Here is a 16,444-nt window from a genome sequence, read left to right as displayed (position 1 = left end):
GATCAGGTCGTCGCGGCTCATGCCCGGCTTGCGCGGCACGCCGGCGGTGACGATGCAGACGTCGGCGCCCGCGATGTCGGCATAGTCGTTGGCGCCCTTCAGCGAGACGTCGGAGCCGATGACGGCGGTGGCCTCGGCGATGTCCAGCGCCTTGCCCTGGGGCGTGCCCTCGGCGATGTCGAACAGGATGACGTCGCCCAGCGCTTCACGCGCCGCCACGTGGGCCAGGGTGCCGCCGATCATGCCGGCGCCGATAAGGGCGATCTTCGCGCGAGCCATATAGTCTTCTCCGTTGGCCTATCGCGCTTCGCGCTAGTTGAGGCCGTCTGTGCAAGGTTGGGGAGGGAACCGTGGCGGCGGTCTAGACCCGCGCGCTTTCGCCTGCAACCGTAACGCCGCGTCACCCGGAGTCCCGATGGCCAGCCCTTCCGAGATCGTCTCTGTCGAAGACATCCCGTCCGGCCTGATCACGGTCGTGGACGAGACGACGGTGCGCGCCGAGGTCGCGGCCTGGCGGGCCAGGGTGCTGAAGCGGCCGGGACTGTGGGACAGGGCGACGCGCGGGACGCAGGAGCGGATCAACCGGATCATACCGGAGCGGGTGCACCTCATCATCACCGCCGGCGTCGAGGCCATGACCAGGGGCATATTGTTCGGCTCGGACCTGCTGAAGGCGAAGCCCGTGCGCGACGGTTCGCTGGCGGCGCGCGAGCTGCGGGCCCGGGCGATGATCCGGCGGTATCGCAACACGGCCGGCGTCGAGGGCGGGGTGGCAGGCGCCGGCGGCTTCGTGCTGGCGGCGGCGGACTTTCCGGCCCTGATGGCGATCAAGGTGCGGATGCTGGGCGACGTCGTCGCCGCCTATGGCTGGGGCGGCGGGTCGGTGCGGGAGCGGCTGTTCGTGCTGCACATCTTCCACCTCGCCTTCGCCAGCGCGAAACGGCGGCCCGAGGCCCTGGCCGAGCTGGAGCGCTGGATCGCGGGGATCGATCAGCCGGAAGCCATCACCGACTACGACTGGCGGAAATTCCAGATCGAGTATCGGGACTACATCGACCTGGCCAAGATGGCCCAGCTGATCCCCGTGGTCGGGGCGCCGATCGGGGCGGTGGTCAACTGGCGGCTGGTCGACCGGCTGGGCGAGACGGCGATGATGGCCTGCCGGATGCGGTGGATGGGGGAGGCGGGCTGAGCTGATCGGACCTTTAGGTATAGTACGGAGGGTTCAATTCGACACCGCTATACCCGCCACTAATAGCGTCATTTCCAAAGCCGCTTTAAAGCCAGCGTCAACGCCACCGCATACGGAGTTTCGTAGCAATACGCTTGCGGTGCGTAAAACGTTGTGTGTATTACACGGTGGTTCGCTACTAGCGAACAAGGAGAGGGCGGGATCAGCGTAAGCCAAACCCGCCCCCTGTGCCGCGACCGACTTTAGCGACTGCCAGCTGAAAGACCGTGCGAGGGTCAGTCAGCCGCGCAACGACTCGGGAAATGCGCCCGATCGTCCGCGCAATACCGTGTAGGCCCATTTTTTCGGCCCCGTCGAGTCCCGGTGGGGCCGAAATGCCAATTAAATCAATTAACTCTGGGGATATCCACAGGCTGCGGGTGCGCGCCAGGCACCCCCTAGATGTTGTGTCTGCGCTACGCACGGCTGCTAGCGTCAGCCAAACAGGCGTTTTGGGCGCGGTCATCGCCCTCTCTGCGCGGAGCTCGGCCGAGATTCAGGGAGCCCGCTATTTCGAGTATGTTTCCGCGGGGCCCCATCCGTTTTTCGATAACTTCATCTGCTTCCGACGACAAAGTTTATCGATTTTCCTTTCCGTCCGTACGGGCCTAGGCTCCCCTCAATCGCGCCCGGAGCGCAGGAGGACACCATGGACGGAAACGCCGGCGGACCCACCCCCCTCAACGATCCGAAGAAGGAGCCGGCCGCGCTGCGGTCCCTGCTCGGGCGGACCAACCGCGACTGGTGGCCGAACCAGATCGCCGTCGACATCCTGCATCAGCAGGGCCGGACCGGCGACCCGATGGGCGACGGCTTCAACTATGCGAAGGCGTTCAAGGCGCTGGACTATGCGGCCGTCAAACGCGACCTGACCGCCCTGATGACCGACAGCCAGCCCTGGTGGCCGGCCGACTATGGCCACTACGGCCCCTTCTTCATCCGCATGGCCTGGCACTCGGCCGGCACCTATCGCACCGGCGACGGGCGCGGCGGGGCCGGCTCGGGGCAGCAGCGGTTCGCCCCGCTGAACAGCTGGCCGGACAACGGCAACCTCGACAAGGCGCGGCGTCTGCTGTGGCCGATCAAGCAGAAATACGGGGCCAAGCTGTCGTGGGCCGATCTGATGATCCTGGCCGGCAATGTCGCCATCGAGTCGATGGGCGGGCCCGTGTTCGGCTTCGGCGGCGGCCGCGCCGACGTCTGGGAGCCCGAGAAGGACGTCTACTGGGGCACCGAGGAGCACTGGGTCGGCGAGGAAGGCAACGAGACCCGCATCCAGCCCGACAAGGAGATGGCGCTGGAGAGCCCGCTGGCGGCGATCCAGATGGGACTGATCTATGTGAACCCCGAGGGCCCCGGCGGCGTGCCGGACGCCCTGCAGTCGGCCCGCGACATCCGCGAGACCTTCGCCCGCATGGGGATGAATGACGAGGAGACGGTGGCCCTGACGGCGGGCGGCCACACCTTCGGCAAGGCCCACGGCGCGGGCGACGCCAAGCTGGTCGGGGTCAGCCCGGAAGGGGCGGACATCGCCCAGCAGGGCCTCGGCTGGATCTCCGGCCACGAGAGCGGGATCGGCGACCACACCATCACCTCGGGGATCGAGGGCGCCTGGACGCCCACGCCGACCACCTGGGACATGGACTATTTCAACATGCTGCTGGACCACGAGTACGAGCTGACCCGCAGCCCGGCCGGCGCGAAGCAGTGGCACCCGGTGGGCGATCCGGACGACACCCTGGCCCCCGCCGCCCACACGCCCGGCAAGCGCGTGCCGACGATGATGACCACCGCCGACATGGCGATGAAGGTCGATCCGGAATACCGCAAGGTCATGGAGCGGTTCCGCGCCGACCCGGCCCATTTCGCCGACGCCTTCGCCCGCGCCTGGTTCAAGCTGTGCCATCGCGACATGGGGCCGAAGGTCCGCTACCTGGGGCCGGAAGTCCCGGCCGAGGATCTGATCTGGCAGGACCCCATCCCGGCGCAGGTCGGCCCGGTCATCGGCGCGGCCGACATCCGGACGCTGAAGGACCGGATCGCGGCCTCGGGCCTGTCCGTGGCCGAGCTGGTGACGACGGCCTGGGCCGCGGCGGCGACCTATCGCGGCTCGGATCATCGCGGCGGGGCCAATGGCGGCCGCCTGCGGCTGGAGCCGCAGCGCAGCTGGGACGTCAACGAACCGCACAAGCTGTCGAAGGTGCTGGAGACCTATGAGCGGATCAAGGCCGAGTCGGGCCTGAACGTCTCCATCGCCGATCTGATCGTTCTGGGCGGCGGCGTCGGGATCGAACAGGCGGCCCGGGCCGGCGGCCATCCGATCGAGGTTCCCTTCACCCCGGGCCGGACCGACGCCAGCCAGGAGCAGACGGACGTCGAGGGCTTCGCGGTGCTGGAGCCGAAGGCCGACGGCTTCCGCAACTATCTGCAGGTCCGGTTCAATGTGCCGACCGAGGAACTGCTGGTCGACCGGTCCCAGCTGCTGGGCCTGACGGCGCCGGAAATGACGGTGCTGGTCGGCGGGCTGCGCGTCCTGGGCGCCAACCATGGCGCGTCGAAAAACGGCGTGCTGACGGATCGGCCGGGCCAGCTGACCAACGACTTCTTCGTCAACCTGCTGGACATGCGGACGGCCTGGAAACAGGTCGACGACAGCGGCGACGAAACCTTCGTCGGCTCGGACCGGATCAGCGGCGAGAACCGGTGGACCGCCACCCGCACCGATCTGGTGTTCGGCTCCAACTCGCAGCTGCGGGCGTTGTCCGAGGTCTACGCCTCGGCCGACGCGGGCGAAAAATTCGTCCGCGACTTCGTTGCCGCCTGGACCAAGGTGATGAACGCCGACCGTTTCGACATCACCCTGAACGAGGAGTTCGGCGCGGCGGCGGCCTAGACGCCACGGACCTTCGCGGCCTGCGGGCCGCGAAGGGGCCCGCATAGGATATGTGAATGAGTATGGCTTTCGGCATAGCTACCGACTATGTCGGGCGCATGCTCCCCACCCTGCGACAGCTCCAGTATCTCAAGCTGCTGGCCGAACACGCCTCGTTCAGCCGCGCCGCCGAGGCGGCCCACGTCAGCCAGCCGGCCCTGTCGGCCGGGGTGCAGGAGCTGGAGAAGATTCTCGGCGCGCCGGTGGTCGAGCGGACGCGCGGCAATGTCCAGCTGACGGCCGTCGGGGCCGAGGCCGTGCGCCGCGCGGAGGACGTGCTGGCCCGCACCGAGGACCTCGTCGAGGCGGCCAAGAACGCCGGCAAGCCGTTGTCGGGCCGGTTCCGGCTGGGCGTCATCCCGACCGTCGCCCCCTTCCTGCTGCCCGCCAAACTGCCGGGGATCAAACTGGCCTGGCCGGCCCTGCGGCTGTTCATCCGCGAGGACCTGACGCCGCGCCTGATCGCGGCGCTGAAGGCGGGGCAGCTGGACGCGGCGGTGATCGCCCTGCCGTACAGCGCCAGCGGGGTGGATCACGCCCGCATCGGCGACGACGAAATCATGGCCGCCGCGCCGGTCGGCCACGCCCTGGCCGGGACCGGCCCGATCCCGGCGGGATCGCTGAAGGCGGAGGACCTGATCCTGCTGGAGGACGGCCACTGCCTGCGCGACCAGGCGCTGGCCGCTTTCGACATCGACCCGCCCAAGGGCGACGACGTCTTCGCCGCGACCTCGTTGCACACCCTGGTGCAGATGGTGTCGGCGGGGCTGGGCGTCAGCTTCCTGCCCGAGATGGCGGTGCGGGCGGGCCTCGCCGACATGCCCGGCGTGGTGGTCCGTTCGATCTCGGCCAAGGCTCCGCGCCGCGAGATCGTCGTGGCCTGGCGCACCGGCTCCAGCCGCGCCGCCGAGGCGAAGCTGCTGGCCGAGGCGCTGACCCTGGACTGACTACCCCCGGCCGCTCATCCCGGCGAAAGTCGGGATGCACGGAGAGGGGTGTGACATTACGAGTCCGTAAGGTGCGCCGGGTTTGGGCCCTGATAGGGTCCGGCGGCCCGCGCGCGTCGGGCGTTCGGAGCCCGCGTCCATGAAGTCCCGCCTGATCCTGACCGCCGCCGTTTCGGCCCTGCTGCTCGGCCTGCCGGTCGCCGCGCCCGTCATGGCGCAGACCGCGACCGCCGCCGTCGCGGTGCCGCCGCTGGGCTTCGCGGAGCGGACCCTGCCGAACGGCCTGAAGGTCTACACGGCGCGCGATGCATCGACGGCCAATGTCACGGTGCAGGTCTGGTACAAGGTCGGGTCCAAGGACGATCCGGCCGGACGCTCGGGCTTCGCCCACCTGTTCGAACACCTGATGTTCAAGGCGACGAAGAATTTCCCCGACGAGACCTTCGACCGGCTGACCGAGGACGTCGGCGGCAACAACAACGCCTTCACCTCGGACGATGTGACGGCCTATCACGAGACCATTCCCGCCAACCACCTGCAGCGGCTGCTGTTCGCCGAGGCCGACCGGATGAGTTCGCTGGTCGTCGGCGACGACGTGTTCAAATCCGAACGCGCCGTGGTGCAGGAAGAGTACCGGCAGGGCATTCTGGCCAGCCCGTACGGACGGCTGTTCGGCCTGTTCGAACCGGCCACCGTCTATCAGGAAAGCCCCTATCGCCGCTCGACCATCGGCTCGATCGAGGATCTGGACGCGGCGACGCTGGAGGACGTGCGGCGCTTCCACGCCACCTACTACCGGCCCGACAACGCCTATCTGATCGTGGCGGGCAATTTCGACCAGGCCCGGCTGGACGCCTGGATCGACCGGTATTTCGCGCCCATCGCCAATCCCGAGCGTCCGCTGCCGGCCAACAATGTGGTCGAGCCCGAGCCGACAGGCCCGCGCGACGTGACCTTTTACGCCCCGAACGTGCCGCTGCCCGCAGTGATGCTGGCCTGGCCGACGGTGAAATACGCCGACCCGGACCGCGCCGCGCTGACCGTGCTGGACGGCATCCTGTCCACGGGCGAGAGCTCGCGCCTGTACCGGTCGCTGGTCTATGAGCAGGAAATCGCCGCCCAGATCGGCTCGTCGCCCGACATGAAACAGCAGGCCGGCGCCCTGACCGCCTTCGCCATCATGGCCGACGGCCATACCGCGGACGAGGGCGTCGCCGCCCTGGCCGCAGAGATCGCCCGTTTCCGCGACGCGCCGGTGACCGAGGCCGAGCTGGCCGAGGCCAGGAACGAACTGGTCGCCGACGCCCTGCGCCAGCGCGAGACCATCGACGACCGCGCCAATGTGCTGGGCTCGGCCCTGATCGGGACCAATGGCGACGCCTCGGTCGCCGACCGCGAGATCGCCGACATCCAGGCGGTGACCGCCGCCGACGTCCAGCGCGTGGCCCGGCGCTATCTGACGCCGCAGCGCAGCGTCACCATCCGTTACCTGGCCGCCGACGAGGCCCATCCGCCGACCGAACAGGACACGGCCGTCGATGCGCCGGTGCGGGTCGCCGACCTGGCCCCCGTCGGCGAGATCTTCGCCCTGCTGCCCGAGGCCGACCGCGCCGCCATGCCCCAGCCGGGCGCGGCGGTGTCGCCCGCGACGCCGGCCATCGCCGACTTCCGGCTCGACAACGGGATGCGCGTGCTGGTGGCCCCGAAGAGCGGCCTGCCGCTGGTTTCGGCGCGCCTCGGCTTCGACGCCGGTTCGGCCGATGAGGCCGCGGGCAAGGCCGGCGCCGCCGGCCTGACCGCCAACCTGCTGACCCAGGGCACGGCGACGCGCTCGGCGCCGCAGATCGCGACGGAGATCGAACAGCTGGGCGCCAATGTCGGCGCCGGAGCCGGCCCGGACTTCACCAATGTCTTCGCCAACGCCCCGGCCAATGTCTTCCCGCAGGCGGTCGCCCTGATGGCCGATCTGGTGCGCAATCCGGCCTTCGCCGACGAAGAGCTGGAGCGTCAGCGCACCCAGACCCTCGACGGTCTGAAGGTGGCGCTGAGCACGCCCGGCCAGGTGCTGAACCAGGCGGTCGGGCGGGCCGTCTACGGCAATGCGCCCTATGGCGCGCCGGGCGTCGGCACGGTGACCTCCCTGCCGGCGATCACGCGCGAGGACATCGTCGCCTTCCACGCGGCGCGGTATCGTCCGGAGGCCGCCACCCTGGTGTTCTCGGGCGACATCACGCCGGAGCAGGCCCGGACCCTGGCGCAGTCGGCGTTCGGCGACTGGACTCCGGCGGGAGCGGCCGCCGCGGCCACAGAATCGCCGGCCGGCCAGACCGTGGCGCCGCGCGTCATCGTCATCGACCAGCCGGGCGCCGGACAGGCGGCGGTGGCGGTGGCCATGCGCAGCGCGCCGCGGGCCACGCCCGACTACTTCCCCCTCACCCTGGGCAACACCCTGCTGGGCGGCAGCTTCACCTCGCGCCTCAATCAGGAGATCCGCATCAAGCGCGGTCTCAGCTATGGGACACGCTCGTCGCTGGGCGTCCGGCGGGATACGGGGGCCTTCGTCGCCTCGGCCCAGACGCGCAACGACGCCGCGCCCGAGGTGGTGGATCTGATCCTGGCCGAGGTCGCCCGACTGGGCTCGACGGTCCCGACCGAGCAGGAGATGACCACCCGCCGCGCCATCCTGACCGGCGCCTTCAGCGACTCGCTGGAGACGGTGGACGGTCTGGGCGGGCTGGTCGCCGGCCTGGCGCTGTACGATCTGCCGATGAGCGATCTGGCCGCCTATGTGAACAATGTCGAAGGCGTCGACGCCGCCGACGTCCAGGCCGCCTTCGCCCGCAATGTTCCGGTCGACCGGTCCAGCGTGGTCATCGTCGGCGACGCGTCGAAATTCCTCGACGCCCTGCGCGCGAAACACCCGAACGTCGAGGTCATTCCGCTGTCGGAGCTGAACCTCGACAGCGCGGCGCTGAAGTAGGGCGCAACGCTCTCCCTCCCCTTTATGGGGAGGGTGGTCGCGCAGCGACCGGGTGGGGAATTGTCCAGACTTGCCCCACCCTGTCGCCGCTTCGCGCCGACATCCCTCCCCATAAAGGGGAGGGAGAACGTCAGGCCGACAGGCACACCACCTGCGCGACCCGCAGTTCGCGGCGCAGGTCGTCGGCGACGAGGCCGTAGTTGTCGACGGTGACGGTGCGGCCCGTCAGGGGCTCGTCGGCCTTCTGCACGCCGCGGACGGCGGGGCCGAAGGTGTCGGGCGAGGTGGTGTAGATGCGGCCCCGGCGCGGGCTCTCGGCGATGGTGACGCCGATGGCGCGGCCCTGGCGGTCCAGCACGGGAGCGCCCGACAGACCCGCGAGCGTGCCGCCCAGACCTTCGGTGCGACCGACCTCGGCCCAGGCCAGGATGGGTTCGTCGCGCTGGCCGCGGCCGCGCACCTTCAGCGTCTCGCGGCCGAGCAGACGCGAGGTGACCTCGCCCGCCCGGGCCTGGGGGAAGCCGGGATGGAAGGCGCGCTGGCCGGCGCGCAGGCTGTGGACGCTGGCCACGGGCACGGCGTCGGAGCCGCCCTGGGTGATCAGAACGGCGATGTCGGCGCGCGGGGCCAGCCGCACGTCGGCGGCGACGGCGCGGCCGCCGCCGACGAGGATGGCCGGCCGGCGGCAGCCCTCGACCACATGGCGCGCGGTGACCCAGCGGCCGTCGCGCGAGATCGAGAAGGCCGTGCCGGACGCCGGCTGGAACGGGATGTCCGGGGCGTGGACGGTGACGGCGGGGTCGAACGGGGTCACGGGGCCCAGCAGGGCGCCTTCGATCTCGTCCGGCGCGGGCGGCGCCGGGGGCGCATCGGCGTTTTCGCGACGGCTCAGGGACAGGATCAACAGGCCGCCCAGAACCGCCGAATAGATCACCCAGTCGGGAGGGCGGGGGAAGGCCATGGCGTCAGCCCGTCAGGGCGGCGGCGAGGATCAGGGCGGTCGACAGCTTGGCCCCGACCAGCAGGACGGCGGCGGCGACCTCGCCCTCGCGGATGCGCTGGGGCAGTCCGGTCAGGATCATGTCGACGAGGCGGAACGACAGCAGCTGGATGACCACGGTGGCGACGCCCCACAGGGCGATGTCCTTGACCGAGGTGGAGACGCTGAGGCTGACCGCCAGGGGGATGGCCAGACCCACCAGCACGCCGGAGAAGGCCACGGCCGCGGCGGCGTTGCCCTGACGGATCAGGGTGATCTCCTTCCACGGCGTCAGCATCGCATAGAGAATCGCGCCGCCGACCATCAGGGCCAGGGTCACGCCCAGGTGCGCCATGGTGGTCGGGAAGCCGGTCGCGAAGGCCTGGACCTCGGCGCTTTCGAGAACGGTGGAGAGGGACGAGGAGTCCATGTTGATCCGGGGGTCAGACGATCCCTGACGATTGCCCGGTTTTCGCCCCAATCCGCAAGCGCTGCGGCGACACACCGGATCAAGAATCTTGTCGCGATGTAACCGGAGGTTAGGCGGCCTCGACGGCGCCCGCGGCCGTGGCCTGTTCGACCCGGCGCAGGGCCGAGGCGCGAACCTTTTCGCTCTCGGACTTCAGCTGGCCGCAGGCGGCCAGGATGTCGCGGCCGCGCGGGGTGCGGATGGGCGAGGCGTAGCCGGCCTTGTTGAGGATGGCGGCGAAGCGCTCGATCGTCTTCCAGTCCGAACATTCGTAGTCCGTGCCGGGCCACGGGTTGAACGGGATCAGGTTGACCTTGGCCGGGATGCCCTCGATCAGCTTCAGCAGGGCGCGGGCCTCTTCTGGGCTGTCGTTGACGCCCTTCAGCATGACGTATTCGAAGGTCACGCGGCGGGCGTTGGAGAGGCCCGGATAGGCGCGGATGCCGGCCATCAGCTGGGCCAGGTCGTATTTCTTGTTCAGCGGCACCAGCACGTCGCGCAGGGCGTCGTTGGTGGCGTGCAGGCTGATCGCCAGCATGGCCTGGGTACGGGTGCCCAGCGCGTCCAGCTGCGGCACCACGCCCGAGGTCGAGACGGTGATCCGGCGGCGCGACAGGGCGATGCCCTCGTTGTCCGAGATGATGTCGATCGCGTCGGCGACGTGGTCGAGATTGTACAGCGGCTCGCCCATGCCCATGAAGACGATGTTGGACAGGCGGCGGTCCTCTTTCGGGGACGGCCATTCGTCGAGGTCGTCGCGGGCGACCTGGACCTGGGCCACGATCTCGGCGGCGGTCAGGTTGCGGACCAGCTTCTGGGTGCCGGTGTGGCAGAAGGTGCAGTTCAGGGTGCAGCCGACCTGGGACGAGACGCACAGGGCGCCGGCGCGGCCCACGTCGGGGATGTAGACGGTCTCGATCTCGATGCCCGGGGCCGTGCGGATCAGCCATTTGCGGGTGCCGTCCTTCGACACCTGCCGCTCGACGATCTCGGGGCGGGCGAGGGTGAAGGCCTCGGCCAGTTTCGCCTGGGTGTCCCTGGCGATGTTGCTCATCGCGGTGAAGTCGGTGACGCCGTAGTGATGGATCCAGCCCCAGACCTGACTGGCGCGCATCTTCGCCTTCTCGGGCGGGCAGATGTCGGCGTCGATCAGCGCCTGGCGCAGACCCGCGCGCGTCAGCCCCGAGAGGTTGACGGGAACCGCCGGCTTGTCGGCGGCAGCCAGGGCGTTTGGCGTGCGCGAAAGGTCGAGCGTGAGGCTCAAGGGTCAGTCCTGCAGGAGAGGGAGGCGGGGCTTATACCACAGATCGGGCAGGATTTAAGGCGGGGGGGCGCGCGGCGTCGTTGCGAGCACGGCGCCTTGCCCCGCGCCCCTGCCTGTTCGAAGCTGCCGTATCGAAGGGGGCAAGGCGGGATGACGGAAGAACGCGTGAGGTTCGCCGCTTTTGCGGGGCTGGCGGGGGCCTGTCTCCTGTTCGTCGGGGACATGCTGTTTTACGGCCAGTGGGGCTCCGGCGCAGACGCGCTGACGGGAACAATGGCGGAGGTGCGCGGCGCAGACCCGTTCCGGCTGACCCTGGGCGGCTTGACCTCCATCCTTGGGGGTCTGGGCTATAGCTTGGGCGTGCTGCACGTTTGGGGGCGCCTGTCGCCAACGGCGCCATGGCTCAGAGGCGCCGTGACGGCTGGCTTTCTTCTTGTCGCGATCATCGCCACCGCAACCCACGCCGTTTGGGGCGCCTTCGCTCTGGCGGCCGGGACCGGAGAGGCAGCCGCGAGCGCCGTCGGGCGTTACCTCGACCTTCATTTCCTGATCGGTGGCATCGTCGGCGCGCCGACGTCGATCCTGCTGTTCGCGGTCGTCGCTTCGGGGCGGTCTGCATGGCCTCGCGCCTTCGCAGTGATCAGTCCGGGCGCTCTCTATCTGCTGTTCTCCACCGCCACATGGTTTCCCGCCCCACTGGGCGCTGCCGTGGTCGGCGGCGGCTTCAATCTGGCTTTCGCCGCCTTCTATGGTGCGAGCCTGCTGGTCCGGCCCGCTCGCCCGAAATCCTAGTCCGCCGCGTCCTCGATGTGGTGGATCCGGTCGTCGTCGAGGCCGAAATGGTGGCCGATCTCGTGGATCAGGACGTGGGCGATGATCCCGGACAGGCCGACGTCGCCGCGCTCGCACCATTCGTCGAGGATGGGGCGGCGGTAGAGGAAGATGCGGGACGGCTCGGCCGCCGGGCCCATCTGGTCGCGCAGGCCGATGTCGACGCCGTGGTAGAGGCCGGTCAGTTCGAACGGGTCCTCGATCTCCATCAGGGTCAGGGTCTCCTCGTCGGCGAAGTCGTCGACGCGGATGACCACCTCGCCCGCCAGAGAGCGAAACGGATCAGGCAGGGCGTCGAAGGCTTCCCGGGCCAGCCGGGCGAAGTCGTCGAGCGAGGGGGCGGATTGGTCGGTCCAGTCGGTCATGGGGATGAGGGATTAGGGATTGGGGATGAGGTTGGGAAGGCCTCGATCCCGCCGGGCCCGGCGCCCAAAACCTCATCCCTCATCCCTAATCCCTAGTCCCTCGCCCCTCATCAGGTATGGTTACCGAATCAGGGCGGGAGCTGAACGAAACCGATGGCCGAGGCCGACATCGCCTATGTCGCGACCGCGGGCGCCGCGGGGCTGGCCCTGGCGCTCAGCGCCTGGGCGGCCCGGCTGCGCGGCCGGCTGGCGGTCCGCCACCGTATGGCCGAGTCCGACCTGGCCCGAACCCGCGCCGATCTGGCCGACTGCGACGGCGCCCTGGCGGCGTTCGAGGACGTGCGGCTGGCGCTGGGGCCCGACGGGCGGACCCGGCGGCTGGGCGCGCAGTCGGCCTGGGACACGGTGGTCCGCGACCTGGCGGCTGACGGCGAGGAACCCGGCGACCCATCCCTGGTCGTGCTCGACGCCGTGCGCGAGGCGGCGGGGCCGCGGCTGGACGCCCTGATCGACCAGGGCGAGGCCTTCGACGCCGTGCTGGAAGGCGTGGGCGGGGCGTGGGCGGTCGAGGGCCGGTCGTCCGCGGGCGCCGCCTGGCTGAAAGTCTCACGACTGGGACTGGTGGGCACGGCGACCGAGAGCGGGCTGGGCCTGCTGGCTGACTCCTATCCGGCCCCGACCTGGATCACCGATGCGACCGGGCGGCTGGCCTGGGCCAACAAGGCGTGGCTGACCGAGATGAAGGCCGACAGCGTCGAGGCGGCGCGCGAAAAGGGGCTGAGCTTCGATCGCGGAGCCGACGCCATCGTCGCCGAGGCGGGCCGCACCCGTCAGCATCAGGACGGCTTCCGCTGGACCACGGGCGGGGGGCGGCGGCGGGCGTGGCGGATCGTCGCCGAGCCGGTGCAGGGCGGGGCCGGCGCGGTGCTGGCCTTCGCCCTCGACATGACCGAGGCCGAGGAGACGCGCGACACCCTGCGCCGCCACGTCGAGGCCCATGACGAGACGCTGAACCATCTGGCCGACGCGGTGGCGATCTTCGGTCCGTCGAAGCGGCTGGCCTTCCACAACACCGCCTTCCAGACCCTGTTCAACATCGATCCGGCCTGGCTGGACGAGCGCCCGACCCACGCCGAGCTGCTGGACAAGCTGCGCCAGCGGCGGCTGCTGCCCGAGGTCATCGACTACGCCGGCTGGAAGGCCCATGAGCTGGACTTCTACGGCGCCTCGGAAGCGGCGCCCGACGACAGCTGGTCCCTGCCGGACGGGCGGACGTTGCGGGTCGTGCGCCAGCCCCACCCGCTGGGCGGGGTGCTGCTGCTGTTCTCGGACATCACCGACGAGCTGAAGCTGCGCAGCCGGTTCAACGCCCAGATCCAGGTGCAGACGGCGACGCTGGACAAGCTGAGCGACGCGGTCGCCGTGTTCGGCTCCGACGGCCGCATCCGCCTGCACAACGAAGCGTTCGACCACTTCTGGGGGCTGAGCGGCGAGGCCATCGACGCGGCGGGGGATTTCGACGCCGTCGCCGCCCTGTGCCAGTCGACCATGCCCGATCCGGCCCTGTGGCTGGGGCTGAAGGCGCGGGTCGCCGATCCCGATCCCGAAAGCCGGGTGCCGATCGCGGGCGAGGGGCGGACGACGGACGGCCGCATCGCCTCCTGGCTGACCCGGCCGCTGCCGGACGGCGCGACCCTGGTGGCCTTCTCGGACGTGACGGCGCAACGCGGACTGGAACAGGCCCTGGCCGCCAAGGCCCAGGCGCTGGAGGAATCGACGGCGCTGAAGCGCGAGTTCGTCGGCAGCGTCTCCTATGAGCTGCGCACGCCGCTGACGACCATCGTCGGCTATTCCGAACTGCTGGAGATGCAGGCCGATCTGCCCGAACGGAGCCGCCAGCACGCGGGGGCCATCCGCGTCGCCGCCAGCCAGCTGGCCGGATCGATCGACGACGTGCTGGACATGGCCCAGATCGACGCCGGCGAGATGGAGCTGACGCTGGGCGACGTGCGGGTCAGCGACCTGCTGGATGACGCGGCGGAGAAGTCGCGGGCCCGGATCGAGGGCCGCGGCGCGACCCTGACCGTGACCTGCCCGACGGGGCTGCGGCCGATCCGCGCCGACGCCCAGAGGGTGGGGCAGGCGCTGGAGCATCTGCTGGACAACGCCGCCCGCGCCGTGTCGGAGGGCGGGGCCGTGACCCTGACCGCCGAGGCCACGAGCTCCGAGGTCCGCGTCCGCGTCGAGGACAGCGGCCGGGGCATTCCCTATCACCTGCAGGCCCACGTCTTCGACCGCTTCGTGCGGCGCGAGCGCGGCGGACCGGGCGTCGGCCTGGCCCTGGTCAAGGCGCTGGTCGAGCTGCACGGCGGCTGGGCCGAGGTCGAGAGCGAGCCCGGCAAGGGCGCCGCCTTCATCCTGCACCTGCCGCTGGAGGCGGCGGTGGTGGCGGCGGCGCCGGAGTTGCGGCTCGGGTAGAATCGGGTGGTTAGTGATTGGTGGTTAGTGATTGGCGACGATCCAGGCCGCTTTGACACCCCAATCACTAATCACTAGCCACTAATCACTCCTTCGCCACCGTCGCCGGACCCGCCATGGCCAAACGCCTCAAGACCGCGCTGATCTACGACTTCGACGGCACCCTGGCGCGCGGCAACATGCAGGAGGTCAGCTTCATTCCGTCGATCGGTATGACGCCGAAACAGTTCTGGGACAGCGTCTTCCCGCAGACGCAGAAGGCCGATGGCGACGGCATCCTGATGTATATGCAGATGATGCTGCAGGCCGCGCGCGACAACGGTCAGCCGGTGACGAAACAGGCGCTGCGCGACCACGGTCAGGACGTGGCCCTGTTCGAGGGTCTGCGCGACATGAGCTGGTTCGAGCGGATGGACGCCTTCGGCGACCAGTTCGGGCTCGAGATCGAGCACTACATCATCTCGGCCGGGCTGACGGAGATGATCGAGGGCTGCCCGATCGCGAAGGCGTTCAAGCACGTCTACGCCTCGAAATACGTTTATGACGACGAGGACGTGGCCATCTGGCCGGCGGTGGGCGTCAACTACACGACCAAGACCCAGTACCTCTTCCGCATCAACAAGGGCGTGTTCAACCACTGGGACGACGAGCGCATCAACCGTTTCATCCCGGACGACGAGCGGCCGATCCCGTTCGAGCGGATGATCTTCCTCGGCGACGGCGACACCGACGTGCCGACCATGAAGATGATGCACACCAAGGGCGGCTTCTCGATCGCCGTCTACGATCCCGAGACCACGCCGCGCGACACGACGAAGATCCACCGCCTGATCTCCGAGGACCGGGTCAATTTCGTCGCCGCCGCCGACTATCGCGAGGGTTCCCCCGTCGATCTGATCGTCAAGGGGCTGATCGGGCGGATCGCGGTCAATGCGGGGCGGATGCCGGCCGACCGCTGAGCCCGAAACCACGGGCGGGTCACGCGGGATCACCGATTGGCGCCCAAGCCGGAACGGGGTCTCGGCGAGGCCTGCGCTCACTGAGGGATAGGTTGCGTCACAGGGGTTCACGAATGCGTGAGAATTTCGCTTGCGCTCCCGCTCACGAATCCGTTATCTCCGGGATTGCGAGGATTCATGACCTCGTGTGACCTTCTGAAGGAAGAAAAACCATGCGCATCACCGCTCTGATCGCCGCTTCGGCCGCCGCTCTGGCCCTGGCTGCTTGCCAACCCGCCGCTGAAGACAAGGCCGCTGAAGCTTCGGCCGACGCCACCGCCGCCGCCGACACCGCCACGGACGCTGCCGCGACCGCCGACGCTGCCGCCGCTGACGCGACCGCCGCTGCCGCCACTGCCGACGCCGCTGCTGCTCCGGCCGCCGACGCCGCCATGGCCCCGGCTGCCCCGGCTGCTGAAGAAAAAGCCGCTCACTAAGAGCGACATCAACACGGGCCTTCGGGCCTCGTTGAAGGAAAGGGTCGCCCTCACGGGCGGCCCTTTTTTCTTGCGCCCGGTTTCGTCCCTTTGGCCCGGTGCGGGAACATCGGTCGCCCGGGGGGATTTGACCTGTGCAACAAGCTTGGCGGTCGGCATCCTGATGGTCGGGACCCACCGCCCCAGCCGCAAGGATTCAGCCCATGAGAACCGCCGCCCTGATCATCGCCGCCGCCGCAGCCTTCACCCTGTCCGCCTGCAACAAGCCCGCCGAAGATAAGACCGAGGCCTCGACCGAAGCCGCCGAAGCTTCGGGCGCCGCTGTGGACGCCGCGGCCACGAGCGCCGACGGCTCGACCGGCGGGACGGCCTCGGGCGCGAACGCGGGCGGGTCCGCCTCGGGATCGCGCGCGAGCACGGGCGGCCAGACCATGGCGCCGGCCTCCGGCGCGACCCTGTCGGACGGAACCGCGGCGCCGAACGCCCAGGCGCCGGCCGCCGCCGGAACCACGACCACCGAGACCGAGCGCCGT

General features: G+C 69.7%; 13 protein-coding genes and 1 pseudogene. 9 read left to right on the top strand and 5 right to left on the bottom strand.

The window, feature by feature from the left end; genetic code table 11:
- Positions 1–279: pseudogene (locus WC555_RS14120) on the bottom strand (malate dehydrogenase); the annotation flags it as partial.
- A 136-nt stretch (positions 280–415) separates the two neighbouring features.
- Here WC555_RS14120 and WC555_RS14115 point away from each other — a divergent pair.
- From WC555_RS14115 to WC555_RS14100, 4 genes are all read left to right on the top strand, one after another.
- Positions 416–1,192, top strand: a complete 777-nt coding sequence (locus WC555_RS14115; RefSeq protein WP_373254551.1) for an EcsC family protein — start codon at positions 416–418, stop codon at positions 1,190–1,192.
- A gap of 688 nt (positions 1,193–1,880) precedes the next feature.
- Complete coding sequence (gene katG / locus WC555_RS14110) at positions 1,881–4,124, top strand: catalase/peroxidase HPI (RefSeq protein ID WP_373254548.1); 2,244 nt, start codon at positions 1,881–1,883, stop codon at positions 4,122–4,124.
- Positions 4,125–4,222: 98 nt separating this feature from the next.
- Positions 4,223–5,110 (top strand): hydrogen peroxide-inducible genes activator, encoded by an 888-nt coding sequence (locus WC555_RS14105; RefSeq protein ID WP_373254552.1) that lies wholly within the window; start codon positions 4,223–4,225, stop codon positions 5,108–5,110.
- 139 nt (positions 5,111–5,249) lie between these two features.
- Positions 5,250–8,090, top strand: a complete 2,841-nt coding sequence (locus WC555_RS14100) for a M16 family metallopeptidase (RefSeq protein WP_373254545.1) — start codon at positions 5,250–5,252, stop codon at positions 8,088–8,090.
- A 130-nt stretch (positions 8,091–8,220) separates the two neighbouring features.
- Here the strand turns inward: WC555_RS14100 and WC555_RS14095 are convergent, their stop codons facing one another.
- From WC555_RS14095 to rlmN, 3 genes are all read right to left on the bottom strand, one after another.
- Positions 8,221–9,051 carry a serine protease gene (locus WC555_RS14095; protein ID WP_373254543.1) on the bottom strand — a complete coding sequence of 277 codons (831 nt, stop codon included), beginning with the start codon at positions 9,049–9,051 and terminating at the stop codon, positions 8,221–8,223.
- 4 nt (positions 9,052–9,055) lie between these two features.
- Positions 9,056–9,499 (bottom strand): DUF350 domain-containing protein, encoded by a 444-nt coding sequence (locus WC555_RS14090; RefSeq protein WP_373254540.1) that lies wholly within the window; start codon positions 9,497–9,499, stop codon positions 9,056–9,058.
- 109 nt (positions 9,500–9,608) lie between these two features.
- On the bottom strand, positions 9,609–10,802 hold the full coding sequence (gene rlmN / locus WC555_RS14085) for a 23S rRNA (adenine(2503)-C(2))-methyltransferase RlmN (RefSeq protein WP_373254538.1): 1,194 nt from the start codon (positions 10,800–10,802) through the stop codon (positions 9,609–9,611).
- Positions 10,803–10,952: 150 nt separating this feature from the next.
- Between rlmN and WC555_RS14080 the strand changes: the two genes are divergently transcribed.
- Positions 10,953–11,594: a DUF6796 family protein gene (locus WC555_RS14080; protein WP_373254536.1), complete on the top strand. Its 642-nt coding sequence runs from the start codon at positions 10,953–10,955 to the stop codon at positions 11,592–11,594.
- Here the strand turns inward: WC555_RS14080 and WC555_RS14075 are convergent.
- A complete protein-coding gene (locus WC555_RS14075; protein WP_373254534.1) occupies positions 11,591–11,998 on the bottom strand; it encodes a metallopeptidase family protein in 408 nt (135 codons plus the stop codon). The genes WC555_RS14080 and WC555_RS14075 overlap by 4 nt on opposite strands.
- A 153-nt stretch (positions 11,999–12,151) precedes the next feature.
- Here WC555_RS14075 and WC555_RS14070 point away from each other — a divergent pair, with 153 nt between their 5' ends.
- The 4 genes from WC555_RS14070 to WC555_RS14055 form a co-directional block, all read left to right on the top strand.
- Positions 12,152–14,476: an ATP-binding protein gene (locus tag WC555_RS14070; RefSeq protein WP_373254532.1), complete on the top strand. Its 2,325-nt coding sequence runs from the start codon at positions 12,152–12,154 to the stop codon at positions 14,474–14,476.
- Between the two features lie 116 nt (positions 14,477–14,592).
- Entirely contained in the window at positions 14,593–15,435 is an 843-nt protein-coding gene (locus tag WC555_RS14065; protein ID WP_373254530.1) for a haloacid dehalogenase-like hydrolase, read from the top strand.
- A 212-nt stretch (positions 15,436–15,647) separates the two neighbouring features.
- Entirely contained in the window at positions 15,648–15,911 is a 264-nt protein-coding gene (locus WC555_RS14060) for a hypothetical protein (protein ID WP_373254529.1), read from the top strand.
- Positions 15,912–16,114: 203 nt separating this feature from the next.
- A partial coding sequence (locus WC555_RS14055) for a hypothetical protein (RefSeq protein WP_373254526.1) occupies positions 16,115–16,444 on the top strand: 330 nt, incomplete at its 3' end.

The sequence above is a fragment of the Brevundimonas sp. genome, assembly GCF_041648615.1.
Lineage (GTDB): Bacteria > Pseudomonadota > Alphaproteobacteria > Caulobacterales > Caulobacteraceae > Brevundimonas.
The sequence above is the reverse complement of the archived record's forward strand: the minus strand, read 5'-3'. Positions and strand labels throughout refer to the sequence as shown.